Genomic DNA, 25,537 nt, shown 5'->3' on the forward strand with positions numbered 1-25,537 from the left:
GTTTCACCGTGCTTATTTAGTTAGCGCCAGTGACCTAGTCAAGACAGCGATTCGATTAAGAAAGCTGCTCAACAATGGCTACACCCACTGCGTGTGCGCTAGTCGGGTTCTGGCCTGTAATGACTCGCTCATCAACAATCACAAGTTTTTGCCACGGTTGAACCTTGTTGAAACGCGCTGCGCCACGAGCAAGCGACTCTTCCAGTAGGAATGGAATGTCGTTGATGGTACCAAAGTCGATCTCTTCTTCACGTGTAAAGCCCGTCACCGATTTAGAGCTCAGAAGTGTTTCGCCATTGCTCAGTACGATAGGTAGCAGGGCTGCTGGGCCATGACATACTGCCGCAATCACACCACCATCTTCGTAATGCTTAGCCGCAATAGCAGCGAATTGCTCGTTGGTTGCTAGGTCTGAAAGCAAACCGAAACCACCTGGGTAGAAGATAGCATCGTAGCTTTCTGCATTAATTTGGTTTACAGGAATCGTATTGTTGATGCGGTTTTGGAAGTCATCATCAGCCAAGATCTCAGCGTTTACTGAATCCCCTTCAATATCGGTTCCGTACAATGGGCCTTTACCACCCTTGATAGAAGCGATGTCGTACTCAAAACCCGCAGCAATGATCTCTTTGAGAGCATGAGTCAGTTCAGGCGCATAAGTACCATTCGCTTGATCTGTATCGCCTAGTGTTGCGTGGTTAGTCACTGGAATTAGTATTTTTTTCATGGTTCGTCCCTTTGAGCTGCTGTTTTTTTATTTAGGTGCTGACGCTTTTCGTTAAGCACTGATGCTGTTCGTTAGGCGCTAGCGCTTAGAGCTTGGTATCGCGTTGTTACTTAGCTATCGCCGTCTTGTTGTTTCTAATACTAGTTCTAAACCAATTAGGTGATAATATGCTAAACAGGCAAAACATTGTTGCTATATAGCAAAGATAAAATACGAGTAGATTAAGTATGGATAGCTTTGAAGGGATTAACGAATTTGTTGCAGTTGCTGAGTGCCACGGCTTTTCAGCGGCCGCCAAACAGTTAGGTTGCAGTACCAGCCATGTGAGTCGGCAGGTTTCAAGGTTGGAAGAGAGAGTGGGAGTGGCGTTGCTTGCGCGTTCAACACGGATGGTGAGCCTGACCGAATCGGGTCATACCTATTATCAGCAGTGCAAAGACTTGGTGATTGGGCTGCAACAAGCGAATGAACAAGTCACGTCTCAACAAACTCAGCTTAGCGGTACATTACGTGTTAGTGCTGCGGGTGCATTTGCAGAAAATCATGTTGCGACAGCGCTGATGGAATTTGCCAAAGATCATCCTGAACTCACCATAGAAATGAACTTCAATACTAAGATGGTGAACTTCATCGAAGATGGTATCGACTTTGCCATTCGTTATGGTCGATTGGACGATTCAGGATTGGTGGCAAGAAAGCTCGTCGATCGCCCGATGGCGGCGGCAGCCAGTAAAGACTACATAGAGCAATTTGGTACGCCGACTCATCCAGAGCAGTTAAAAATGCACAGCTGTATTATCGCCAACAGTGATCAGTGGCTATTTGAGAAAGAGGGCAAACCGTTAAATGCAGTGCGAGTACATGGACGCTGGCGCAGTAACAATTCGAGCGCAGTACTGAAAGCATGTGAAGAGGGGCTTGGCATCGTTTATCTTCCTAAAAGCAGTTTCAATGGCAGTCTTAGCAATGGAAAACTGGTCCCTGTGTTAGAAGAGTATTGGGGAGCAGGAACCAGCAGTTGGGTCGTATATCAAAATCGTCGTTTTTTACCCCAGAGAGCACGGTTGGCGATCGACTTCTTAGTCGCTTACTTTTCGGATTGGAATGAATAATTGACTAGCTTTCAAGCGAACAACCAACACGATAGAAGTGAATAATGAACGGGTTTGAAAAGAGTTGTGATTAGCGCTAGCTACCTACTTTAAGGTCGAAAACAGAAAAGCTAATGCTTAAATAGATATACGTTATCTTTTTTTGTTTTTTGACGCGCGTAATAGGAATGAGAGACTTGTCTACTTTTGATAACTGGTGTTAGCGATTGAATTGTAGAGAAGTCCTCAACAGTACGATATACTAGATACCATATTAATGTCCCTAACGCGTGATAGATTCTGTGGAAGCGTTGGCAGGATATGTTGTTATGCTCCAGTTTATGAAGTATAGCTAGAGTGCGGAGTTGGCAATGTCTTCAATAAATTTCGAATCCACGTACGGTGTAATAACTATTCAAGATATGAATGTAGTTAGTGTTGACGCTAACTATGCTCGCATCTATGGATACCAATCGCCCGAAGAACTACTTTCTAATATCGATAGCTTTCTAGATTTAATCTCAGAAGATTATCATGTTCTCGCCTATCAAAATTACCTTGAAACGGTCAGTGGTCAACGCGACCCGCAGGTTCACACCTATACCAATGTTGATCGTAATGGCAGAGAGTTCACCGTGTTTTCTATCGACCATGTGACGGAGTGGCAGGGAAGACCTGCACTGCAAGTCACGGTGATCGATCTTTCCCCTGCGATTCAGCTGCAAAACGTAGTGCGCGAACAAGATAAAATGTACCACGATATGATCATGCAATCTGGGCAGGGCATCTTGGTTCACCGAGATTTCAAGCCGCTGATGGTCAATCAATCGTGGGTTAAAATGCAGGGTGGTTCTTCCATAGAACAAGTTTTAAAGCTGGACTCTATCCTTACATTGGTGCCAAAACAGAATACGGATGGCATCAGTAAGCACTATCAAGCGATCGTGTCGGGTGAGTTGTCGGGAACCAGCACTGTGGTTGAAAATATTGGGTTCGATGGCGTTCATCGGTTCTTCAATATTTACGACAATGCGATTACTTGGAAAGGTCAGCCAGCCGTTCAGGTTGTACTCGAAGATGTGACTCAAAAGGTGATGTTGGAAAAGCAATTGGTTCATCAAGCGAATTACGATGAAATGACTGACTTACTCAATCGCAGAGCGATTTATGAGTGGTTAAGGGAACATATTGCCTCTGATACTCATGTCGTCAGTATGCTGCTTGATATCGATGACTTCAAATCGATCAATGATACTTACGGCCATATGGTCGGTGATGAGGTCATTTGTGCTTTGGCTAATATTACCAAGCGCAGTGCCGAGAAAGCCGGCGGAGTCGCAGGCCGTTGGGGTGGCGAAGAGTTCATTATATTTATCCCAAACACGTCTCTTGAAACAGCACACGAAGTGTCAGAAGAGATTCGCCAACAGTTCAATCAAGTTGAATTCAGAATCGATGAACAGTTACGATTTAATTCGAGTGTCAGTATCGGAATCAGTGATAGCCAAGCCTGTGAAGACGGTGTCACGATTGATGCACTCGTGAATTTAACCGATCAATCTCTCTATCGCGCGAAAGCCAACGGCAAGAATTGTGTAGACGGAGATGTGGTTGCGCTCTAACGCCTAAAATCGTCATCGAAAGCGAATAGGATCGACAACGAAAAATGCCCTCAAGTCATCACTTGAGGGCATTTTATTTTTTGGCTATTCACTAAGCGCTTCTAACTATAAGAAACGCCTCTAACTATAAGAAACGTTTAAGTTCTACAAGTTATGCCGACACTTCCACTTCGTAAGAACCAAATTTACGGATGTTAATCACACCAGTATCTAGGATTAGGTATTGGCCTTTAATGCCTTGAAGTACGCCTGTCACTTCAGGGTTCTTATCAAAGTTATGCGACACAATCTTCACTGGGTGCTGTTCAACTGGGTAGCTCAATGAAGTGATGTTTTCGCTCAGAATCTCGATAGCATCATCACCAAACTTCGCTCTGATCTCTTGGATTTTATCCTCAACCAACGGCAACAGTTCTTTGGCTTTTTCTACCAATTCCATATCGTCGCCGTCGCCTTTAAGCAGCGTGCGCCAGTTGGTTTTGTCAGCAATGTGCTTTGCTAACTCAACTTCGATCAGGCCAGAAATCTGACGTGTTTTTACCTTCAAGATAGGCAAACCTTGAGTCGCGCCTTGGTCAATCCAACGGGTAGGGATTTGAGTGTGACGAGTGATACCTACTTTTAGGCTTGATGTGTTCGATAGGTAAACGAAGTGATCAACCATGCAGTTCTCTTCACCCCATTGAGGCTCGCGACACGTGCCTTCATCGTAGTGACAAGTCTCTGGCTTCATGATGCACATGTCGCAGCTTGCTAGCTTTTTCATGCACACAAAACAGTGGCCTTGAGAGTAGCTCTTCTTAGTTTTCTTACCACATGAGCAGCAAAAAATATTGCCGGTGTGAGTGAGGTTGATGGTTTTACCAATCAGAGGGTTTAGCTCTACAAACTCTTCGCCTACAGGCAAACGGTAGGTAACCGCGCCATCAAGGGAAGCACTCATCTTTTTGAGTGTTCCTTTTGCTAATAAAGACATGACATTACTCGTTGTATTTTGATTATTATTTCGTCGACTCGATTGCGCTGTGAGCAGGCAGTACGGTTAACGATGATTATGCGATGAGTATAACAAATAGAGCCTGTTTTTATACGCAATATTACTTGATTCTCGCCGTGAATAATCAACAGCAAATACATGCATTAAAATATAGTATGACATTTTGTTCGGGCGTGATATAACGTTTTTTAGTGATTTATTGGTATTAAGATCACTAATTTATCTAACTTGTTTTTTATCGTGAAATCCCAACTATAGGGATATTAAGCAGGAAGCTTAGACGTGAAGTGGATCCATAAGATTGTTATCTTTCTAGTTATCGCAACGCTTGCCATTGTGCAGTATTACCGTGTGAGCGGAAATCGTGTGATAACGGCAATTACCCCTGATAAATATGAATTTATCGCGACCAGTGATCAAGTTGATAGGGGAGTCAGTACGTCCCAGTTATCCTATGAAAATGGACAGTACACTCTCGATTGTGAACTTAAAGAATCTGAGTATCCGTGGCCTTACTGTGGGCTGTCGATTCGTATCAACCCTGACATCACCTCGGGCCTTGACCTTTCTCAGTACCACACCTTTAGAGTGAACATTGATTACCATGCGGAGGCTGACTCTAGTGGCCGTTTGAGAACCTATCTACGTAACTACAACCCTGCTTATTCAGTTCCTGATGACGAGTACACGCACAAGTACAATGGGATGGAGTTTTCTCCAGGAATCGATGGTGGTGTGATTGAAATCCCGATCAAAAATCTGCAAGTGATGACATGGTGGCTGGCTGACAACGACATTGCGTTAGAGCATTCGGCCCCTGAATTTTCGAATGTGAATATGGTTGAGTTTGCTACTGCGTCTGGAGCGAAACTCGGTCACCACAGAATCGTCATCCGCAGTATTGAGTTCGAAGGTTCGTATATCACCGCAGAAAGCTTGTTCATGATCCTACTGTTTGTGTGGGTGGGGACGGGCACCGTATTCTTGCTGTCAGAGTTAAACCGTTCAAGAAAACGCATGGTGATCGCAGAGAAAAGACATCACCACTTAAAGAACGTCAATCGCGCACTGAGAGAACAGAATTTTGAATTTTCAGAGATGGCCCATCGTGATGAGTTAACCGGAATACTAAACCGCCACGCGATTCGTGATTGGTTGAAAATGCAGTCACAACATGTGAAGCAAGGACATGGCAAGCTGGGTATGTTGTATCTCGATATCGACTACTTCAAGAGTGTAAATGACAAGTACGGACATCAAATGGGTGACCATATTTTACGCGAGTTCAGCATGGTGGTGGGCAGTTCGATCAGCGCTACCGACAAGTTGGTGAGATGGGGTGGTGAAGAGTTCATTGTTTTTTGCCCTGAGACCGAAGCCGGAGAGGCGCAGATAAAAGCTGAACGCATTCGATTATTGGTTAGCCAGCACCTTTGGGTTCATGGCGATCCGCTGACATGCAGTATCGGTGTTGCCGAGATGAAGCAAGAGCGAGTGACAGAGACCATTGCTCGCGCTGATGAAGCTTTATATCAAGCAAAGCATTCAGGTCGAAACCAGGTGATCTTGAGTCACTAATCTGAAAATTGTTTTGATGAGTTTATAAGCCACACGTGCATATGTGACGTGTGGCGTTTTTATGGTTCTTCTCCCAAAAGCCAAAACAAAAAAGGTGGCGCGGGGCCACCAAAAGGGAAAGCGTTTCTTGTTTTTATATGCCCGTTCAGTGCTTGCTTACGCTGAACGGGCATTTTTGTCTTGGTTGAACCGGGGGAAGTTCAACCAGTTTAGGGGAGCATTCCTGTAAGCATGCGCTTATAGAACGTTAGTGTTTACCAGAAGATCCAAGCGAACAGAGTCAGAACTAGGATACAAACTAGGTTCAACACCATACCGATTCGCATCATCTCTTTCTGCTTGATGTGACCCGAGCCAAACACGATTGCGTTTGGTGGTGTTGCAACAGGAAGCATGAAGGCACAAGACGCAGCAACAGCGATCAGTGCAGACAAAATAACTGGCGACATACCAAGTGCTTCAGCGATGGTTGCGAATACTGGCACCAGAAGTGCTGCACTCGCTGTGTTACTCGCAAATTCCGTTAGGAATACCACGAACGCTACCACGGCTAGAATCGTAAGCAGTACGCCAGCTGTTTCTAAAAATCCGCTTAGTGAGTGTGCTAAGAATACGCTGGTTCCTGTCGCTTTTAGAATGTTACTTAAGCAGATACCACCACCGAATAGGATAAGAACACCCCAGTCCGTTGTCTTCTCAACGTCTTTCCATTCCACCGCTCTAGAAGCGCCAAGCAGTACAATTGCGCCAATCGCTACTAAGCTATCAAATTTAGAGAATCCGCCAATCATTGCGTTGATTGGTTTACCGAATATCCAAAGCGTTACGGTTAGAAGGAAGATAGACAGTGTGATTTTCTTGCTGTTTGTCCATTCAACTGGGGCATGGTCTAGCTCGAATTTGTGGTCAAGCTTCGGCTTAGTCATCACGTAAAGAATAATCATCGCGATTGGCAGTAAGATCATTGAGATTGGTAGGCCAAGTGCCATCCACTCTGTGAAGCTCAAGCCAACTTCTGCCGCCGCAATTGCGTTTGGTGGGCTACCAACCAAGGTTGCGATACCACCGATTGAAGCACAGTAAGCAATACCCAGTAGTACGAACACGTAGGTGTTGCGGTCTTCACTTTGGTCAACCTTGTTCATGATGCCAAGAACAAGAGGAAGCATCATTGCTGTGGTGGCTGTGTTTGAGATCCACATTGATAGACCTGCACTCACACCGAACAACATGAACACAGCGACCGACATTCTGCCTTTTGCTATCAGCAGCACTTTGTCAGCTATCGCTTTATCTAGCTCTTGCTTGTTCAGTGCAGCTGCTAATGCGAAGCCACCCATGAATAAGAAGATGATCGGGTTTGAAAAGTTAGCCAGCGCTGCGGGCGTATTGAACACACCAAACAAGACAGCCAATAGGGGAACGAGCAAAGCGGTGATGCTGACGTGAATAGCTTCGGTTAACCATAGAATGGCAACGAACACGAGAATACTTAAACCTGTATTCACTTGCGCTTCGAATGGCAGGGTATTGAGCAAAACTGCAAATAGCGTGAAATTACCAATTAATATCATGCTGTTGCGGGTAAACAACCAGTGTTTCAGTGTAGTAACAAGTGCCGTCATAAGACGCTCCTTTTGTTATCCTCGTTTTATTGGTGCACGACTTCATTGAGTCGTGCTTATTATTTTCGAGGTATATAGCTTGATGTAGGGTCAGACTTTGTTGGGAGAATGTTACTTAAGTTAATAAAGGCGTGTTGGTGTGTTTTTGTGTAACAGTGGGGAAATGTGAGGCAACAAATTCAAAATGTGTAGTTTTCTACACATCTGTCTCTGCTGGGTCTGCAATAGGGTTTGTTGTAGGATCTACAACAGGGTTTACAGAGGGGTCAGTCATAGGGTTTGGGATCGGAAATGATTCCGGTTTTGGACTCGATTGAATGGGCTCTTTAGGTCCAAGGAACTTTGGCGTTGTCCCCATAATATACAAATCTAAGAAGGCTTTGGTACGCGCAAAAACTTCACGCAAACGGATAGAGGTGCCTGAATGATGAGTAGGGCCTGAAACCGCTAAACATTGTGCATGAATATCGTAAGAATTAGCGATAAATAGTGCTCTTTCACAGTGGAATTTCTGAGTAATGATCAGGAAGTTGTCGGTGTCGAAGATCTTTTTAGCGCGAACAATCGAGTCTAAGGTTCTAAAGCCTGCGTAATCGAGGTTAATGCGTTCATCGGGTACACCCGCTTTCAGCAAGTCGCGTTTCATCGTCCACGGCTCATTGTAAGAGCGATGAGCGTTATCACCACTTAACAGAAACTGGTCGACTTTTTCACGGTCGAACAGCTCAATCGCGGCTTCGATTCGGTGCTTATAATAGTCGTTGAGTGTTCGACCCAAATATTTGCTCGTGCCAAGCACAACGGCGACCTCAAGCTCGGGCACTTCATCTATATCGTAGATGATGCGATCTTCCGCTTGCCATGAAACCCAATAATCGATCGCAATAACCGCAGCGCTGCCTACTAAGAACACGAGGAAAGCGCCAAACAGAAAACCTTGCAGTTTTTTGTAAGCTTTTTTTATGTAGCTACGGATAATGTGAGAATCAAATTTCACTCTCGGTATGGTCCTTTCACTGAGCATTAATTTTTGAGTGCTCGATAATACCAAATAAAAATGAGAAAAATCAGTTAAAAAGACAAGACAGTTTAAAGAAAAAAGCCCCTGCAATTGCAGAGGCTCATATAAGAGTCGTTAACGCTCTTTATTCCAAGCGCAGTACGCTTTATTAGAATGCCGTGCGCTTGTAGCGACGGTAAACTGGCTGCCAGAAGTGCTGGTCAATCGCTTGTTGCAGTGCTTCTTCAGTGATCTCTAGAGCAACGCCCTGTTCAATCGCCTTTTTACCTACCGCAAGAGCAATTTTCTTAGATACCGTGTGGATCTCTTCCAATGGTGGAAGTAGAGCACCTGTGCCATTGATTGCTAGTGGAGAACACGTAGCAAGTGCACGGCTTGATTCCATTAGCATTTCGTCAGTGATGCGTGAAGCATTCACAGCCAATACACCAAGGCCAATACCTGGGAAGATGTAGCTGTTGTTACACTGAGCGATTGGGTAAGTTGTGCCGTTGTGAACGACTGGCTCAAATGGGCTACCTGTCGCAACAAGTGCTTGGCCATCAGTCCAACGAATAATGTCGTTTGGCGTCGCTTCAACACGGCTTGTTGGGTTCGACAGTGGGAACACGATAGGGCGTTCACTGTGTAGGTTCATCTCTTTGATGACTTCTTTGCTGAATAGACCTGGAGCACCAGACACACCAACCAATACGGTTGGTTTCGCGTGGCGAACTACGTCTAGTAGAGAGAAACCAGTGCCATCGCTTTCCCAGTCTTTGGTGTTTTCGTTGGTTTGAACCAGACGCTGTTGGAAATCAAGCAGGTTTTGCATGCCTTCCTGTAACAGACCCCAACGGTCAACCATGTAAACTTGAGAGCGTGCTTGTGCATCGCTGATACCTTCAGACACCATTTGAGCAATGATAGCTTCAGCAATACCACAACCTGCAGAACCCGCACCTAAGAAGGTGATGCGTTGATCTGAAAGTTTGCTGTTTGCTGCTTTACATGCTGCAAGTAGAGAACCAACCGTTACGGCTGCTGTGCCTTGGATATCATCGTTGAAACAACAGATGCGATCTTTGTAGCGCTCAAGCAGTGGCATTGCGTTCTTTTGTGCGAAATCTTCGAACTGAACTAATGCATCAGGCCAACGGCGTTGAACCGCTTGGATGAACTCTTCAACGAATGCATCGTAGTCAGCACCCGTAATACGAGGATGACGCCAGCCCATGTACATTGGGTCAGCAAGACGTTGAGGGTTGTTAGTACCCACATCGAGCACGATTGGTAGCATGTAAGCTGGGCTGATACCGCCACAAGCTGTATAAAGTGCTAGCTTACCAATTGGAATACCCATACCACCGATGCCTTGGTCTCCCAAACCAAGAATACGCTCACCATCCGTAACCACGATAACTTTAACGTTGTGGTTTGTCGCATTATTCAGTAGGTCATCGATACGATCGCGGTTCGGGTATGAGATAAACAGACCACGGCCACGACGGTAAATATTTGAGAAGTTCTCACATGCTGCGCCAACTGTTGGCGTATAAATGATAGGCATCATTTCAGAGATGTGGTTTTGAACTAAACGATAAAAAAGCGTTTCATTAGTGTCTTGGATGTTACGAAGGTAGATATGCTTATCCATATCACTTTCGAAGTTACAATATTGTTTGTATGCACGTCCTACTTGCTCTTGGATTGTTTCGGTTGTTTCCGGTAACAAACCTTCAAGGTTGAAAGAACTGCGCTCTTCAGCAGAGAATGCGCTGCCTTTGTTTAGAAGAGGTGTACTTAGTAGAGCAGGACCAGCATAAGGGATATATAGAGGGCGTTTATCGTTGTTCATTGGATGCCTAATATGGGAGAAAGGGTAACTAAAAAATGATAACGGTTTAGTTATTCAATTGTAAATAGTTTCTCCGCGATCTGAGCAAACAAAATGATATTCTTACCTCTGTCCCACACTTATCGAATTTCAACACGATAATTCGTTATACTTTGCTCACACTTTTTCGCTACTCGCCATTTTATGTCATTACTTCCCATCGATGCTTATCAAAACGTATTCCACGAACAAATCGCTAATTCTCACCTTGTCGTAGAGGCGGAAACCGGATCAGGTAAATCAACGCGCCTGCCACTTTGGGCCTCTCAACATGGGCGAGTGTTAGTGGTGGAGCCAAGACGCATCGCGTGTACATCACTGGCTAAATATCTCGCGCAGCGATCAGGCGAGAAGTTGGGTAGCAAAGTGGGCTATGCGATTAAGCTTGAGTCGGAATACAACGAGCAAACTAACGTTGTTTTTGTGACGCCCGGTATCGCGCTGCGTTGGTTATCAGAAGATGGATTAGCTAGTTTTGATGTGATCGTGGTGGATGAGTTTCACGAGAGGCGCTGGGACATTGATCTGCTGGTGGCGATTCTGAAACAAAAAGCGAGTCATCGTTTGGTGATCACTTCAGCAACCATTGAGGGTGAACGCCTTGCTCATTATTTGGATGCGAATCGCATAAGCTGTGAAGGGCGAACCTATCAAGTTGAGATTGAGCACAGAGCGAATGAATCCAGAACACTGCCTGATATCCGACATCTAGAGCAGCGTATCGCGGAAGAAGTGAATCATCAGCTGATCGCTTCTTCTGGCGATATGTTGGTTTTTCTGCCGGGTAAAAAAGAGATCGTGCAATGCGAACAAGCCTTGGCGAAAAATCCAGATATCCAAGTCGTTAAATTGCATGCGTCGGTCAGTGATAAAGAGCGAGATTCAGCCTTATCGGGTCGTAATATCAATACTGAAGGTAATGGCCTGAAAAAGGTCATCCTTGCGACCAACGTTGCAGAAACCTCATTAACCATTCCTGACATTGGCGTGGTGATAGATTCAGGATTAGAGAGACGCACCGTTCAGCGTAATGGCAGAACCACACTGATGCTTAAATCCATATCACGAGCGAGTGCCAAACAGCGAGCTGGCCGCGCGGGTAGGGTAATGGATGGCGTTTGCGTGCGTCTATATGGTGAACATGCGGCGTTAGAGTTAGTCACACCGCCTGAATTGCAGCGTGAAGAGCTGACTGAACCTATGTTGGCCGCAGCATGTTGTGGATCTCCGCTTGAGAGCTTGTCCTTCCTTGACCCTATTCCAGAGAAATCACTCAACAGTGCAACTCAAACCTTGCTGACGATGGAAGCGATTAACGCCGACCATCAAGTTACCGAGCATGGTAAAAAGCTGTATCCGTTGCCGATTGATGCTTTGTATGCCGATATCGTTACTCGAATCAAAACCAAAGCATTAAAAGAGGCGATGGTTGATCTCACTGCGGCGCTGTCCGTTCCTGCTCGCTTGTATCAGTTACCAAACAATGCAGAACATCTTGAAGCGCTCGCGCAACAAGAGAAGGAAGGGTGTGATTTAAGCCTGTTGATTCAGATTGTGCGCGGTCGAGAATATCCGCATTTAGACATCGACCAACAGGCTCTGAATGAAGCTCAAGGATTGGCGAAGCAAATGCGGGAGGTATTTGAACTTCCTCAGCTAGAAGTCGCGTCACGTTTCCAACGCATTGAATTGCTCAAGACCATTGTGAATCTGCATCCTGAACTGGTGTTTGTGCGCCGACTGAAAAGGAAAGAAGCCTTTGCCAATGGTGTTTTAGAAGTGGTGCTCGGTCGTCAGAACCGTTTCCCTGATAATGCACAAGCGATGTTGGTGTTGGATACTCACAGCTTGCCGGGAAGAGGCGTTAAGCAAACACTGACCTTAGCGACGGTCACGACACCCATTCCTCTTGAGCTTCTCATTGATGCTGAACTAGGAGAGTGGGAGCAAGGCGAAACCGTTGTGAATGATGATGGTGTTTTTACCGAGATGGCATTGGTGTACGCAGGCCGCACGATTACAACCAAACTCGTCGCCGCTGAAGGGCAACTATCGTTAAAACCTATCGTCGACCTTGTGTTAAATGGAGAGCAGCTTCCCGGTTTTGCAAAGGCTCGCACTCAAGAAATCAAACACTGGCAGTTGTATGTGAAACTTGGTCTCGATGAACAAACTAAATACACACCAGAAATTGAGAACATTAACTTTGAGCTATGGTTTATAGAGCAGCTTGAAGTACTAGGTGTTACTGATGTCAGCGAATTGGAAATGTTCGATCATGCAGACATACCGTTCGATGGCATTCCAACTTGGCTCTACTCAGAATTTTCGGAAAAATACCCGTTTGCATTGAGCCTTGCCGACTTGCAACTCGATGTTGAATACTTGCCCGCAAGAAAGCTGATTTACGTCCATTATCAGTCGGGTAGCCGAAAGTTATCGCCAAAACGTTGGGAGCTACCGACATGGTCTGGTTGGCGTATTCAGTTCAAAAAAGCGAGTCGAATAATTGATATCAAATAGATGGATAAGTTTTATCTCTAAAATATTAATCAAATAGATGCATATATGATTTTTCAGTGCTTATTTTGTTACAAGTTTGATTTTTATATGCCTTTTTAACCAATCAAAAGGTCATAAAAGACTATTCTTCTATATCCTATTGCTATAAAGAAAGAGTTGATAGATATTGAGTATATTGTGTTGCCAAAGTGTCGGGGGACATCATGGATAAACAGGAAGAGACGCGTGTAGAGTTCGATTACACAACATTTCTTGGCGCCTCATGCAGTAAAAAATGGACTTTTCTGGAAGCACTCACCACAATTGCGCCAGTGTTCAGTACCGTCTGGCGAGATAGCATTAAAGAGTTGGGCACCCCAGAGGATCGTTTATGGCAGATGGCATTGAAATCAATGTCGACGCGTAAAAGTGATGAGTCGAACATTGTTACCTTACTCAAGCTCGCTAAGCTGGAAGGGATCAATGAGCTCAAAGTGGTGATGCCATATTCACTTGAAGAAGAGCAGATCGAGTATATTGAATCGCGCAGTCATTTAGTGATTGCGGGTAATTCTGGAGAAGAGTTCACGATTAAGCTGTAACTTCAGCTCGCCTATAATCTCTCTCGAGGAATAGTAAAAACGTACACGTAAAAAGGGCCTCAAATATTGAGGCCCTTTTAGTATCTAAAACTTGAGTCTACGAGCTTATTAGCTTTCGAGCTTTTTATTTTGAGATTAAGCGATTAAGCAATTAGCAATTAAGCGACTAGTCGATTAGACCATAGTCAGCGCGCAGTACATCGATGATCTCTTGCTTAGGATTTTCGCTCAGTACGATCTCCGCACCTGTGATTTTCGCTGCGATATCAAGGTAAGTGCGAGACAGAGACATTAGAGAATCCAGTGGAAGTTCATTGTCACGAGCCAATGCTTCACGTTCTGGCATACGCTCTTTATTCAAAAGAATGTCGGCATCAGGGAAGTAGTTAAGCAAGAACTGACGGAAGCCTTCTTTTGAATTCTCAACGATGTTGCCGTTGTTATATTCCTGAGTATCCCAAATGCGAGATGAATCTGGAGTACCGACTTCGTCCATGTAGATAAGCTTTTCTTTGCCTTGAGCATCGTTGACGTAGCCAAACTCAAATTTGGTATCAACAAAGGTTTGGTCTACTTTTGCTAGCGCTTGGCTGATTACGTTGAAGCCTTCTTTAAGAAGTTTTTCGTAATGCGCGATGTCGCTTGCTTGAGTAAAGTTGAATGCTGCGAAGTTATCTTCGATGTTGTTGCGTGTGATGTTCACATCGTCAGCTTCTGGAACGCCAGGAATACCTTTCAGAATCCCTTTTGTTGAAGGCGTGATCAGTAGCTCAGGCAACTTCTTGTCTTTCTCAAGGCCTTCAGGCATCTCGATACCACAGAATTCACGTTCGCCGTTTGCGTATGCACGCCACATTGAACCAGTGATGTATTGACGACAAATCGCTTCGATCATGACTGGGCGAGCTTTTTGTACAATCCATACGAACGGGTGAGGGATATCAAGAATATGACTGTCAGCAAGTCCGTTGTCTTTAAACAATTTGAACCAGTGGTTAGAGATAGCATTCAGAGCCGCTCCCTTACCTGGAACACCTTTAAGATTCCCTTCACCACGCCAGATACAATCAAATGCAGAGATACGGTCACTGATCACCATGATTGCTAAAGGCGCATCTGGTGCTACATCGTAGCCTTTCTCTTTAATTAGTCGTTGGCTATCTTCTTCAGTTAACCAGTAGACCGAACGAACCTTGCCACTGTGGACAGGTTTATCAGTACGGATTGGTAGGTCATCATTTACGGCAAGAACTTGATCAGCAAGGCTCATTTAGACATTCCTATCTTTTATCAAACGTCATACAGAGAAGTGCGGTGTGCACATGATTAGACGGGCATTATACCCAATCTACTATTTGCTTCCAGAGAAAAAGCAAACGATTGCTAAATCTGTTGTTTAAATAAAACCCCCGCCTAACAATCCGCTAAAAAATGGGCGAATTGTAGGGCAGGGGAAGGCAGTATGTTTGGACTGTGTTTTGGCGAATTGTTTCTTAAGTTAAATTAAGTTTGTTAGCTAAAAGATTAAGCTATGTTTGTGGACCATGTTTTTGAGCCAAAATGTTATTAAGCCAACATGTTATTAAGCAAGGTGGCTTAGTGAATACGCTCTGAATTTGCATCCATAAAGAAGACTTCACATTGAAAGCGTAACCCTAATGTTCTTAGGTACTGTTGGCTGAACTGATCAATCGATGCACTTGCAACAATCGCGCTCGCATTCTTAGAGCGGATTGCTTTCTCGACAGTCTCTACCTCAGTCATTTGATGAGAGGCTTTCATATGAATAACGCGGTCGCAGCAAACATTATGTTGCTTAAGCTGCTTAGCCGATGGTCTTGGTGTTTGAGCCGTAAACAGTAACCACTGATGTTGATTGGACAGCAACGCCATTCTTGCAAACAACGCTTCCTCGTTTGAATTTTTGCTTTTACGAGAAACTGATGTAAATGCGCAGTGAACTAGCGGGCTAGAGTGTTGTGCTTTAACGTGTGCTTGAATCATTTTGCTGTCCTTATATACATGCTGTATGTGTATACAGTAGTTTTAGTTGCTTATAAGATCAAGCGTTTTTTGCGGGATTATTGGACGATTTCGTCTGAGGTTATGGATGGTGAATGATTAAATCATTGAAAGTATTCGATAAATTAAATTTGAATGAATCTGCTGTTTTGTATCATAAGTTGAATAAATGTGAGCTTTATACAGGTGTATACACTGGTTTTTGCAGAAAAGTACTGTATATACCTGTATAGAAGAGAGAACAAAGAAGAAAGAAGAAAGAAGATCTAAAACCACAGGCACAAAAAAAGCGCCTTAGGCGCTTTCTTATATTTCACGGTGTTGCTTATCTCAATGTCGCTTGGGAGAGTTTTGCTCTCATTTCCATTTCACCAATATTGAACTGGCGAACATCAATGGTTGCAATATCATTGCACTCGTTACATGCATGATGACACTTACCATCTAGGTAGTCGTGCTTTTTAACTAGGCTTGGCTTTTTGCACCAATCACAAACGCCTTCTATTGTGAACATATTCTCTCCTCACCTGTTTAAGTCAGGTGTATTTTCGGCGCAAATTATGACACAAGTAAGACCCATTAGTTAATAGTTTGTTACCCGTTTTTGAGAGGGGGATCGATTGCAACACCAATAAAATCGATATCTTTGAGATCTAGGAAAATGAAGATGTGTGTTTGTTTACGGTTTTGTAACATTTTGTAAAGTGGTTTTTAGCGCATTGTTCAAACGTTTCATTTCTTCGTCACATCCGTGACCATCTGGATGGTAGATCTTTGATAGCTGTTTGTATCGGATCTTGATGCTTTTCTGGTCGGGGATTGAGCTAGGTGTGTAGCCAAATAGCGCGCAGGCCACCTGCAAATTACTCAGACCTTTGCTGTTTTTCTGCTTCTTCAATTCGTGGAACATAGTGTGCAGCTGGCGTTTTTGCTGCTTAATCGTAAGGTCCTTCGAGCTAAGCTGCGCTTCAAGTGATTGTTGTTGCTGTCGCGAATCACCCGACTTTAGAGCTTGTCTTTTTCTTGAGATAACGAGCGTCGCAATAATGCTGATGATTGAAATCAACACGGCCAACGCAGCACCAATCATATAGTCAGAGCTAGTTAGGTTAGAACTGGAGAGGTTAGAGCGTGATGCTTGGTTAGATTGAACGTGCTTAGATACCCCCTGACTGGTGTCTATTTCAGAGTCGATGCTGTCATCGAGCTGTTCTATTGAAGAGATCTGTTTTGCACGTTGCTGGTTGAATTGTGCTTCCAAAATGCGGTTGTAGCCCTCTTCTGCTTGTGGATTATCTTTTAAGGCTGCTTCATACCATAGCTGCGCTTTATCTAATGGTTGAAGGAGGTCTTGTTCTAGCGAGGATTCGTAGAGTTTTGCTACCTCGATAGGTGCGCGCTGGTTACCTTGCAACGCCGCTTTAATAAACCATTCCAAAGCAAGCTTGTTACTTTGTTCAACACCTGTACCTGCCAAGTACCATTCACCCAGTCTAAATTGCGCGTTTGGGTTGCCGTTTTCTGCTGACTGCGTGTACCAATACAATGCATCACTGGTGCTAACAGGAACGTCGACACCCGATTCATAAGCTTGAGCCAATTGGTATTGAGAAACTGGATCTTGAGGTTGTGATTCTAGTGAAAATTCATCACTGCTTGCTGCGTGCACGAAATGTGTGGTGGACAACGGTATCGTGGAAAAGATGAGGGCTAGAAATAGAGCTCTAAGAAATGATGAGGGGGGAAAATTGGACACGATAAACAATGGGACCTCATAGTTAAGTCTAATACGATATGTGGTTGTCAATTAAGTCGTATCTTCTTCGGCGAGTGATACGACTAAAGTAATCACTATCAATACCCTAAGCCAATGTGCATCGGCTCTATGATTTAGTTATCTTTTTAGCTGCCTGGGTACCGCCAACTGGTCGATTAACAGACAATTTACGACCTTTCTTCAAACCAACTTCATAATCGGCGGTGAGGTTTTTCATCGCTTCTCTCAGTTGCTGCTTGAACGTTTCACGGTCGATATTTTTGAATTCTTTATCAATGTAGTTATTGATCTTGTTGTTTGATTCGTCGTCGGGAGTAATGGTTGGTAGCTTTTCAAGCGCACCTTCAACCCAGCCTGAAACAAACGAGTTCACGCGGCGTGTCACTTCTAAGGACCCTGTGCCAGAGCCAGCAAAGCTATTTCTGAATTGGCCGGTGTGTTCATTCAGTTCACGATAAATGATATCGAAAGCGAACGCTGCGAAGATCGCGCGGTCGGCTTCACCAATGAACTCAACACGCTTGAGGCCTTTATGATTCAGCAATACGGCTTCTACGCCAAATTTGGTGTTGATACCGCGAATAACACGCAGCAGTGTAGAACTGATATTTGCAGGTAACAGGTGACTGGACTGAGTTTTCCCCATCTTGATAAATTCAATATCGTCTTTTTCGAGACCATATTTCAGCATCAAGTTATGCGCCATTTTTATCGCATTGGCAGCTTCATTGACGTTCGCAGAATTTCCAAGCTCAAGACACTTGGCAATTTTCTTTAGGGCTTTTTTCTTATCCATCGACAATTTAATCAGTACCGCAAATTTTTAAAAGTCCAACATTTTACATGTTTTCGCGGGTAACAGAAAGGCAAAACTGGTTTGATGAACAAGGAAGGCGGTGAACATTGAACTGCATGAGCCCAGTTGGCGGTAAAAACAAAAACGCCATCAAGCGTATTGATGGCGTTAGTGACACGTTTTTTCAATATGTCTAGAGCATTCGTAAACTAGATACCCAGTTCATCGAGTAGATCTGCCGCAGAATCATTGCCAGAGCTTTGAGCTGGCTTGTTCGCTTCTTGCATTTTTTTCTGAGTCGCCTCAAGAATGCTATCTGGACATTCGTCTTCTGCGATTTCAAATTCTTCTAATTGAATGAACTCAGTCTTATCCATCGCAAGCTCAAGGTAGAAGATGTTGTTATTAGCGGTAGAGAAGGTCACACGACGAGCTTGTGGACGGTCGAGATTGGTATCAACAGAAAGGTTAACTTGCTTGTTCAGAGCCAGCATTTTCGGTTGGTTTTGTGTGATGTTGGTTTGCAGCTCTTTGCGGATTTTATTGGTGAAATCGCCAACTAATTGGTTCATCAACTCACCCAATACATCACCCACTTCGTCTGAAGTATGAAGCACAGCAAGCTCGTTTTCAGGCATGCCCATATTGCGCATGTAATTGGTGTAGATCTCTAGCGCTGCTTTGGACGTAAAATTAATAACAACGAGACCAGAAAAGCCGCCGTCAAACAGAACGAAGCAACCAAAATCTGGCTTTAGGCTTGTCTTGTTGATCTTTTGAACCATGGCTGAATAGGACACCTGAGAAGCCGTCGCTGAAGTCAGTACGCTTGAGACTGATTGGCATAGTTTAAGAAGGATATCTTCAGTTGTGACTGTTTTGTTTTTTTTCATTGTGATGTGCTCGTGGAGATGTCTTAAACAAAATGTTATTCAGTATATTGTTACTGAATTAAGACGAAAGTGACTATTTCTCCATTCTTGCACTGAGATTCTGATTTGATCACCTTTTTATATGATCTTAATAGTAGTAAAGTGACGAAATTCAAAGAAAATTATTATAAATCTCAGATAACCCAATGCTGATAGGATCAGCGAAGTAGGGGCAGGAAGCAAATGTTACCAAGACTTCAACTCAATGCTGATGTCGATCCAGTTGTCGTACGCTTTTTAGATGAACTAAAAACAGCGGGCTTTACTGGCGACATTGAATCTCAATATTCTAGCCGTTTGGCTGTGGCGACTGATAATAGTGTCTATCAGCAATTGCCGCAGGCGGTCATCCTTCCTAAAACAACGCAAGACGTTGTGCTTATCGGTAAAGTGGTTTCTAAATCCGCTTACGAACGCGTGACTTTTTCCCCTCGTGGCGGCGGTACCGGAACCAACGGACAATCTTTAACAAAAGGTGTCGTGGTTGACCTGTCGCGATACATGAATAAGGTTCTTGAGATTAACGAGAAAGAGGGCTGGGTAAGAGTTCAGTCTGGTGTCGTTAAAGATCAATTGAACGACGCTGTTCGCCCTTATGGTTACTTTTTCTCTCCAGACCTTTCTACCAGTAACCGAGCAACCTTGGGTGGCATGATCAATACCGATGCTTCGGGCCAAGGGTCATTGAAGTACGGCAAAACGTCTGACCATGTATTGTCGCTGCAAGCGGTGTTCGCAGATGGTTCATGTCTAGAATCTGATTTATCACACGGCTTACCTGTAGAGGGTGAATTCGCTCACCATGCACTTACGGTGACAGAGGCGGTTTGTCGAGACAAACGCGCTCAAATCTTAGATAAATTCCCTCCGCTGAATCGCTTCTTAACAGGCTATGACCTAAAGAATGCAATCAACGAACAAGATGACAGCTTTGACCTAACTCGCGTTCTATGTGGCGCTGAAGGTTCTTTAGCATTCATCACGGAAGCAAAGTTAAACCTAACCAAGATTCCAAAAGCGCGCACACTGGTTAACGTGAAATACAACACGTTTGATTCTGCGCTGCGTAATGCGCCGTTCATGGTGGAAGCGAAAGCACTGTCTGTTGAAACGGTAGATTCAAGAGTATTGAACCTAGCGAAGCAAGACATCGTTTGGCACACCGTGAGCGATTTGCTGACTGATGTTCCGAACAAAGAGATGCTTGGCATCAACATGGTTGAGTTTGCAGGCCAAGATGAAGCGGAAGTTGAACAGCAAGTTCAAGCGCTGACTGCACGCCTTGAAACCATGGTTGAAAGCGAAGAAGCCGGCGTGATTGGTTTTCAAGTTTGTAGCGATTTGGCGAGCATTGGCCGAATCTACAACATGCGTAAGAAAGCAGTGGGTCTGTTAGGTGCGGCGAAAGGCCGAGCTAAGCCAGTCGCTTTTGCTGAAGATACTTGTGTACCACCAGAAAACCTCGCGGATTTCATCTCTGAATTTAGAGTGTTACTCGATTCAAAAGAGTTGAATTACGGCATGTTTGGTCACGTTGACGCGGGCGTATTACACGTTCGTCCAGCATTGGATCTGTGTGACCCGATGCAAGAAGCATTGATGCATGAAGTCTCTGATGAAGTGGTTAAGCTGGTGGCGAAATACGGCGGTTTAATGTGGGGCGAGCACGGTAAAGGTTTCCGTTCTGAGTATGGCCCAGACTTCTTTGGTGAAGAGCTGTTTACCGAATTAAGACGTATTAAAGCAGCATTCGACCCGCACAACAAGATGAACCCAGGCAAGATCTGTACGCCTTTAGAAAGTGACGCTGAATTGGTGAAAGTCACCGATACCAAGCGTGGTTTCTACGACCGTCAGATCGACGTACAAGTTCGTGACAGCTTCAAGCAAGCAATGGAATGTAACGGTAACGGCTTGTGTTTCAACTACGATACTAGCTCGCCAATGTGTCCTTCAATGAAAGTTACGGCTGACCGACGTCACTCACCCAAAGGCCGCGCAGGCTTGGTAAGAGAGTGGTTGCGTCAACTGACTGAACAAGGCGTTGATATTCTCGACCTTGAGCAAGAAGCGTTGAAAGACAACACACCCGTTAAGACTATGATTGAGCGTGTTCGCAATACGATGAACAAACGCCATGAGTACGATTTCTCGCATGAAGTTCATGAGGCGATGAACGGTTGTTTGGCGTGTAAAGCGTGTGCGAGTCAATGTCCGATCAAAGTCGATGTACCAAGTTTCCGTTCTCGATTCTTGAACATCTACTACTCGCGTTACCAGCGCCCTGCAAAAGATTATCTAGTTGCCAACATTGAAACCATGCTGCCGCTGATGGCGAAAGCGCCAAAAGTAGTCAACGCTGCATTGGGTCAAAAGTGGATCCAAACGGCAACAGCTAAAACGGTCGGTTATGTTGATGCACCATTGATGTCGGTGCCTACGCTCAAAAATCGTCTAGCGAGTAAAGAGCTGCAACTCTTCGATTTACAGTATTTAGAAGGCTTGTCTTCTGAACAGAAGAAACAGCATGTGCTGATCGTTCAAGACCCGTTTACCAGCTTCTATGATGCCGAGGTGATTGAAGACTTCGTCACTCTGGCTCAAAAACTTGGCAAAACTCCGGTACTGCTGCCGTTCAAACCGAATGGTAAAGCGTTGCACATCAAGGGCTTCTTAAATCGTTTTGCACGTGAGGCGAAATCGACTTCGGATTTCTTGTCGATGGTGGCGGATATCGGAATTCCTTTGGTCGGTGTTGATCCTGCTCTTGTGCTTTGTTACCGCGATGAATACGTCGAGATCTTAGGTGACAAGCGCGGCGACTTTGATGTACTTACTGTGCATGAATGGTTAATGCCATCGCTAGGTGAGTTCGAAGCACGCTCAGCAAGTGAAGATATGTGGTACTTGTTTGCTCACTGTACTGAGAAAACCAAAATGCCGAACGCTGAAAAAGAGTGGGGTACTATCTTCAAACACTTTGGGGCGGCGTTAACCAGCGTTCCTGTCGGCTGTTGTGGTATGGCGGGAACTTTCGGCCACGAAGTCGATAAGCTACAAATGTCGAAAGACATATATGGTTTAAGCTGGAAGCCTCAAATGCAGGACTTACCAAAAGATCGTTGCTTGGTGACGGGCTATTCTTGCCGCAGCCAAGTGAAGCGTTTTGAAGGTGAGAAGCTTGCTCACCCATTACAGGCGCTAGCAAAAATTCTCTAATACATTTAGCCCAGCAATTGCTGGGCTTTTTTCTAAACTAACAAAGGAATGTTAATAAGGAAAAGTATGAAATTTCTAGAATTAAAAGTACCACCAGTTGCACTGTTCATTATTGTATTCGTAGCATCATACTTCTGCGCTCAACAGTTGAGCCAAGGGACACTGGCATTGCCTTATGGAATGATTGTGTTAGGAATCGGAGTCACATTGAGTGGTGTGATCGGAATATCCGGTATATTGGAATTTCGAAAACAGAAAACCACCGTTAACCCGATCAAAGTAGAAACCGCTTCAGCCGTCGTGGACAGTGGAATTTTTGGCTACACGCGAAACCCAATGTACTTAGGGTTGTTCATCCTGCTATTTTGCTTTGGCTACTTCTTCCAGAATATCTTCAGTGTACTACTTAGCTTTGGCTTCGTAATCTACATGAATTACTTCCAAATCAAACCCGAAGAGCGAGCACTAGAACAATTATTCGGCGCAGAATATGTTGATTACAAACAAAAGGTTAGACGCTGGATTTAGTTTTGACTTGAGTGTCTTCGTGTAGTCAGAGAACGTACTAAAAAAGCCCAGCTTGAGGATATCAAGCTGGGCTTTATTGATCTTATTCTAGAGCTTATTTACATCGAGATGTGTAAATAAGGATGCTGATTAAGCAGCAGCGGCGAATTGAGCTAGAAACATCTCTTTACGCTCGTTGAAGCGGTTTACTAGGTCGTCGACAGAAGCTTGGTCGTATGGCTTAAGGCCGCTTGCTACCATGCGCTTCACGCCTTTACCTACTACTTCGCCGTCTTCTTTGAAATCGAAGTTCAGGGTCACGATGCCACGTTTGCCTTCAACATCAAAAGTCGCGCCAGAGAATTCAACTTCTGGGTGAGACAGGTCTAGGCGAGTAAATTCAACTTCCATGCTCTCGTAAATCACTAGAGGACGTTGGCAGTTGATCATCATTTGTTGTTCTTCCATAAGAGGAACCATGATGTGTGGGAAGTTCATGCCAGAGAACTTAACGTAGTTTGTTACTACGTGCTCGATGAATGCTTGATCATGGCTCTTCTCACCTTCACAAGACATGTGTAGGTACTCTTTACCATTTGCATCGATAAGTGAGCTCTCTTTTTCACACTTGTTGTCAACGCTTAACGCAATACCGTTACCAACCATACCTGAAAAATCAAAACGCATTTTTTGGCTGATGCCTTCTTTTTGCAGAAGTACTGCAAATAAAAGATCGCCAGGTACACAGAAGCGCTTGTTGTCTTCATCGTGAATCGGGTTGAAATCGCCAGCTACTTTTTTAGCAAAGTGGCTAGCTTGTTCACGAGTGAATTGAAATTGATTGTCTTCAGTAGAAAAGTAAGGTGTCAGAAACATAGTATCGCTATTAGTCATCAAATCTGGGGTGGATTATAGCTAACTAACTTCGATCTAATGGTCTATCCAGTTAACTTTGCTTATATATCAGTCAATTAGATAAATACGTTGGATGGTATGTGGCAGTTTTACAGCGGATATGGTGACTGGCTCAATGCAACAAGGGCTAATTAATAGCCCTTGTTTATATGACACTCTAATGGGTGTTGTTCAGAATGTTTTTGCTTTAAAAGCTACACAAAGTGCCTTCTGGCATTAGGTGATTATGAACGGACAATTTGAGCAACAGGTTAGCTTGTTCAATATCCGGTGCAAAATATCTGTCTTTGTCGTAGAAGCTGACTTTTTCACGCAGAATCTGTTTCGCTTCTTCCACACGAGGAGAAGATAGATTCGGAGCTCGGAAGTCTAGCCCTTGTGCCGCTGCTAAATATTCTACTGCCAATATCCCACGGGTGTTTTCAGCCATGTATCTAAGCCTACGAGCTGCAAAGGTAGCCATTGAGACGTGGTCTTCTTGGTTTGCAGAAGTAGGCAGGCTGTCTATTGACGCCGGATGAGCCAAGGTTTTGTTCTCACTAGCGAGTGCTGCAGACGTTACTTGAGCAATCATAAAGCCCGAGTTCACGCCGCCGTTATCGACCAAGAAAGGTGGAAGTTTGCTTAGCGCACTATCAATCAACAACGCCATTCTACGCTCTGACAAGCTACCGATCTCTGCGATTGCTAATGCAAGGTTATCCGCAGCCATTGCAACGGGTTCTGCGTGGAAGTTACCACCAGAAATGATGTCGCCATCGTCAGCGAAAACAAGCGGGTTGTCAGATACGGCATTTGCTTCAATGTTTAAGGTTTCTGCAGAATTACGAATTTGCTGTAAACACGCACCCATCACTTGAGGTTGGCAACGCAGCGAGTAAGGGTCTTGAACCTTTTCACAACAAGTGTGTGATTCGCCAATTTCACTCTTTTGATCAAGCATATGGCGGTAAGCAAGTGCTGCATCCATTTGGCCACGATGACCACGAACGCGGTGTATACGAGGGTCAAACGGACGACGACTACCCAGTGCAGCTTCAACAGACATTGCACCACATACGGTTGCAGACGCAAACAAGTCTTCCGCTGCGAACAGACCTTCTAATGCAAAGGCAGTCGATGCTTGTGTGCCGTTTAACAGCGCTAAGCCTTCTTTCGGCGCAAGTGTGATTGGTTCAAGACCTGCGATCTGCATTGCTTCTAAGCCAGTGATGATCTTGCCGTTGTGGCGTGCTTGGCCTTCACCTAGCAGAACGGTACTCATGTGGGCGAGGGGAGCAAGATCTCCAGATGCGCCTACTGATCCTTTTTGTGGAACACACGGGTAAACCTGCGCGTTCACAAGATCGATAAGAGCGTTAATCACTTTGAGGCGGATACCAGAGTAACCGCGAGACAAGCTGTTAATCTTCAATACCATCATCAAGCGTACGGTTTCATCAGACATGAACTTGCCAATGCCCGCAGCGTGAGAAAGTACGATACTTTTCTGTAGAACTTCGAGATCTTCAGGCGCAATCTTGGTGTTTGCTAATAAGCCAAAACCCGTGTTGATGCCATACACAGTGCGGTCTTCAGCAATCACTTGTTCGACAACTTGCATGCTCGCTTCGATATCCGGGATTGCTGCAGGATCGAGTGATAAGTTCACAGGGCTACGGCTGATTTTTCGAAGTTCAGATAGGCCAAGAAGTCCTGGCTTAAGTAATAAGTTCAACATGTTCTCTC

General features: G+C 44.5%; 19 protein-coding genes and 2 pseudogenes. 7 read left to right on the forward strand and 14 right to left on the reverse strand.

Features of this window, described 5'->3' with window-relative positions:
• Positions 1–55: 55 nt before the first annotated feature.
• A complete protein-coding gene (locus ACED41_RS05670) occupies positions 56–727 on the reverse strand; it encodes a type 1 glutamine amidotransferase domain-containing protein (protein ID WP_371724627.1) in 672 nt (223 codons plus the stop codon).
• Positions 728–954: 227 nt separating this feature from the next.
• On the opposite strand from ACED41_RS05670, the gene ACED41_RS05675 reads away from it, so the two are divergent.
• Positions 955–1,839: a LysR family transcriptional regulator gene (locus ACED41_RS05675; protein WP_371724628.1), complete on the forward strand. Its 885-nt coding sequence runs from the start codon at positions 955–957 to the stop codon at positions 1,837–1,839.
• A 350-nt stretch (positions 1,840–2,189) separates the two neighbouring features.
• Entirely contained in the window at positions 2,190–3,440 is a 1,251-nt protein-coding gene (locus ACED41_RS05680; protein ID WP_371724629.1) for a diguanylate cyclase, read from the forward strand.
• A 151-nt stretch (positions 3,441–3,591) separates the two neighbouring features.
• On the opposite strand, the gene ACED41_RS05685 is transcribed toward ACED41_RS05680, so the two are convergent.
• The gene (locus ACED41_RS05685; protein ID WP_017063586.1) at positions 3,592–4,416 is read right to left on the reverse strand and encodes a DUF2797 domain-containing protein; all 825 of its coding nucleotides are present in this window, start codon (positions 4,414–4,416) and stop codon (positions 3,592–3,594) included.
• A gap of 303 nt (positions 4,417–4,719) precedes the next feature.
• On the opposite strand from ACED41_RS05685, the gene ACED41_RS05690 reads away from it, so the two are divergent.
• A complete protein-coding gene (locus tag ACED41_RS05690; RefSeq protein ID WP_065585186.1) occupies positions 4,720–6,015 on the forward strand; it encodes a GGDEF domain-containing protein in 1,296 nt (431 codons plus the stop codon).
• A gap of 254 nt (positions 6,016–6,269) precedes the next feature.
• Here ACED41_RS05690 and ACED41_RS05695 read toward each other — a convergent pair whose 3' ends face one another.
• From ACED41_RS05695 to ACED41_RS05705, 3 genes are all read right to left on the reverse strand, one after another.
• Complete coding sequence (locus ACED41_RS05695; protein ID WP_048607137.1) at positions 6,270–7,640, reverse strand: DASS family sodium-coupled anion symporter; 1,371 nt, start codon at positions 7,638–7,640, stop codon at positions 6,270–6,272.
• A gap of 196 nt (positions 7,641–7,836) precedes the next feature.
• The gene (locus tag ACED41_RS05700) at positions 7,837–8,637 is read right to left on the reverse strand and encodes a vancomycin high temperature exclusion protein (RefSeq protein ID WP_017063589.1); all 801 of its coding nucleotides are present in this window, start codon (positions 8,635–8,637) and stop codon (positions 7,837–7,839) included.
• A 172-nt stretch (positions 8,638–8,809) separates the two neighbouring features.
• Positions 8,810–10,498: an NAD-dependent malic enzyme gene (locus ACED41_RS05705; protein WP_017059764.1), complete on the reverse strand. Its 1,689-nt coding sequence runs from the start codon at positions 10,496–10,498 to the stop codon at positions 8,810–8,812.
• A gap of 183 nt (positions 10,499–10,681) precedes the next feature.
• Here ACED41_RS05705 and ACED41_RS05710 point away from each other — a divergent pair, with 183 nt between their 5' ends.
• Positions 10,682–13,060, forward strand: a complete 2,379-nt coding sequence (locus tag ACED41_RS05710) for a helicase-related protein (RefSeq protein ID WP_371724630.1) — start codon at positions 10,682–10,684, stop codon at positions 13,058–13,060.
• Positions 13,061–13,263: 203 nt separating this feature from the next.
• Positions 13,264–13,641 carry a hypothetical protein gene (locus ACED41_RS05715; RefSeq protein ID WP_017059766.1) on the forward strand — a complete coding sequence of 126 codons (378 nt, stop codon included), beginning with the start codon at positions 13,264–13,266 and terminating at the stop codon, positions 13,639–13,641.
• 166 nt (positions 13,642–13,807) lie between these two features.
• On the opposite strand, the gene ACED41_RS05720 is transcribed toward ACED41_RS05715, so the two are convergent.
• The 7 genes and pseudogenes from ACED41_RS05720 to ACED41_RS05750 all read right to left on the reverse strand — a co-directional run bounded on the left by ACED41_RS05720 (position 13,808) and on the right by ACED41_RS05750 (position 19,129).
• Positions 13,808–14,911 carry a phosphoribosylaminoimidazolesuccinocarboxamide synthase gene (locus ACED41_RS05720; RefSeq protein WP_017055177.1) on the reverse strand — a complete coding sequence of 368 codons (1,104 nt, stop codon included), beginning with the start codon at positions 14,909–14,911 and terminating at the stop codon, positions 13,808–13,810.
• A 326-nt stretch (positions 14,912–15,237) separates the two neighbouring features.
• A complete protein-coding gene (locus tag ACED41_RS05725) occupies positions 15,238–15,645 on the reverse strand; it encodes a SulA-like leucine-rich domain-containing protein (protein WP_017055178.1) in 408 nt (135 codons plus the stop codon).
• A 343-nt stretch (positions 15,646–15,988) separates the two neighbouring features.
• A complete protein-coding gene (locus ACED41_RS05730; protein ID WP_017059767.1) occupies positions 15,989–16,177 on the reverse strand; it encodes a hypothetical protein in 189 nt (62 codons plus the stop codon).
• Between the two features lie 165 nt (positions 16,178–16,342).
• A pseudogene (locus ACED41_RS05735) lies at positions 16,343–16,780 on the reverse strand (hypothetical protein); the annotation flags it as partial.
• Between the two features lie 80 nt (positions 16,781–16,860).
• Positions 16,861–17,428: pseudogene (locus tag ACED41_RS05740) on the reverse strand (tetratricopeptide repeat protein); the annotation flags it as partial.
• A 118-nt stretch (positions 17,429–17,546) separates the two neighbouring features.
• Positions 17,547–18,236 carry a DUF2786 domain-containing protein gene (locus ACED41_RS05745; protein ID WP_017059769.1) on the reverse strand — a complete coding sequence of 230 codons (690 nt, stop codon included), beginning with the start codon at positions 18,234–18,236 and terminating at the stop codon, positions 17,547–17,549.
• 209 nt (positions 18,237–18,445) lie between these two features.
• Positions 18,446–19,129, reverse strand: a complete 684-nt coding sequence (locus ACED41_RS05750; RefSeq protein ID WP_017059770.1) for a DUF3334 family protein — start codon at positions 19,127–19,129, stop codon at positions 18,446–18,448.
• Positions 19,130–19,351: 222 nt separating this feature from the next.
• Here ACED41_RS05750 and ACED41_RS05755 point away from each other — a divergent pair, with 222 nt between their 5' ends.
• On the forward strand, positions 19,352–22,387 hold the full coding sequence (locus tag ACED41_RS05755) for an FAD-binding and (Fe-S)-binding domain-containing protein (protein ID WP_171733459.1): 3,036 nt from the start codon (positions 19,352–19,354) through the stop codon (positions 22,385–22,387).
• Positions 22,388–22,453: 66 nt separating this feature from the next.
• Positions 22,454–22,915, forward strand: a complete 462-nt coding sequence (locus ACED41_RS05760; RefSeq protein ID WP_017066183.1) for an isoprenylcysteine carboxylmethyltransferase family protein — start codon at positions 22,454–22,456, stop codon at positions 22,913–22,915.
• Positions 22,916–23,044: 129 nt separating this feature from the next.
• On the opposite strand, the gene ACED41_RS05765 is transcribed toward ACED41_RS05760, so the two are convergent.
• Together ACED41_RS05765 and hutH are read right to left on the reverse strand one after the other, a co-directional pair.
• Positions 23,045–23,770, reverse strand: coding sequence for a DUF3581 domain-containing protein (locus ACED41_RS05765; RefSeq protein WP_061032742.1), 726 nt, complete (start codon positions 23,768–23,770; stop codon positions 23,045–23,047).
• A gap of 226 nt (positions 23,771–23,996) precedes the next feature.
• Positions 23,997–25,529 (reverse strand): histidine ammonia-lyase, encoded by a 1,533-nt coding sequence (hutH, locus tag ACED41_RS05770; RefSeq protein WP_371724631.1) that lies wholly within the window; start codon positions 25,527–25,529, stop codon positions 23,997–23,999.
• Positions 25,530–25,537: the final 8 nt, after the last annotated feature.

The organism is Vibrio sp. 1F255 (assembly GCF_041439145.1).
GTDB lineage: Bacteria > Pseudomonadota > Gammaproteobacteria > Enterobacterales > Vibrionaceae > Vibrio > Vibrio crassostreae_C.

Bases quoted from the DNA above. Each gene is read 5' to 3' on its own strand.
- ACED41_RS05670 (WP_371724627.1), bottom strand. From the start codon at position 727: ATGAAAAAAATACTAATTCCAGTGACTAACCACGCAACACTAGGCGAT.
- ACED41_RS05675 (WP_371724628.1), top strand. From the start codon at position 955: ATGGATAGCTTTGAAGGGATTAACGAATTTGTTGCAGTTGCTGAGTGC.
- ACED41_RS05680 (WP_371724629.1), top strand. From the start codon at position 2,190: ATGTCTTCAATAAATTTCGAATCCACGTACGGTGTAATAACTATTCAA.
- ACED41_RS05685 (WP_017063586.1), bottom strand. From the start codon at position 4,416: ATGTCTTTATTAGCAAAAGGAACACTCAAAAAGATGAGTGCTTCCCTT.
- ACED41_RS05695 (WP_048607137.1), bottom strand. From the start codon at position 7,640: ATGACGGCACTTGTTACTACACTGAAACACTGGTTGTTTACCCGCAAC.
- ACED41_RS05705 (WP_017059764.1), bottom strand. From the start codon at position 10,498: ATGAACAACGATAAACGCCCTCTATATATCCCTTATGCTGGTCCTGCT.
- ACED41_RS05710 (WP_371724630.1), top strand. From the start codon at position 10,682: ATGTCATTACTTCCCATCGATGCTTATCAAAACGTATTCCACGAACAA.
- ACED41_RS05715 (WP_017059766.1), top strand. From the start codon at position 13,264: ATGGATAAACAGGAAGAGACGCGTGTAGAGTTCGATTACACAACATTT.
- ACED41_RS05720 (WP_017055177.1), bottom strand. From the start codon at position 14,911: ATGAGCCTTGCTGATCAAGTTCTTGCCGTAAATGATGACCTACCAATC.
- ACED41_RS05725 (WP_017055178.1), bottom strand. From the start codon at position 15,645: ATGATTCAAGCACACGTTAAAGCACAACACTCTAGCCCGCTAGTTCAC.
- ACED41_RS05730 (WP_017059767.1), bottom strand. From the start codon at position 16,177: ATGTTCACAATAGAAGGCGTTTGTGATTGGTGCAAAAAGCCAAGCCTA.
- ACED41_RS05745 (WP_017059769.1), bottom strand. From the start codon at position 18,236: ATGGATAAGAAAAAAGCCCTAAAGAAAATTGCCAAGTGTCTTGAGCTT.
- ACED41_RS05750 (WP_017059770.1), bottom strand. From the start codon at position 19,129: ATGAAAAAAAACAAAACAGTCACAACTGAAGATATCCTTCTTAAACTA.
- ACED41_RS05755 (WP_171733459.1), top strand. From the start codon at position 19,352: ATGTTACCAAGACTTCAACTCAATGCTGATGTCGATCCAGTTGTCGTA.
- ACED41_RS05760 (WP_017066183.1), top strand. From the start codon at position 22,454: ATGAAATTTCTAGAATTAAAAGTACCACCAGTTGCACTGTTCATTATT.
- ACED41_RS05765 (WP_061032742.1), bottom strand. From the start codon at position 23,770: ATGTTTCTGACACCTTACTTTTCTACTGAAGACAATCAATTTCAATTC.
- hutH (WP_371724631.1), bottom strand. From the start codon at position 25,529: ATGTTGAACTTATTACTTAAGCCAGGACTTCTTGGCCTATCTGAACTT.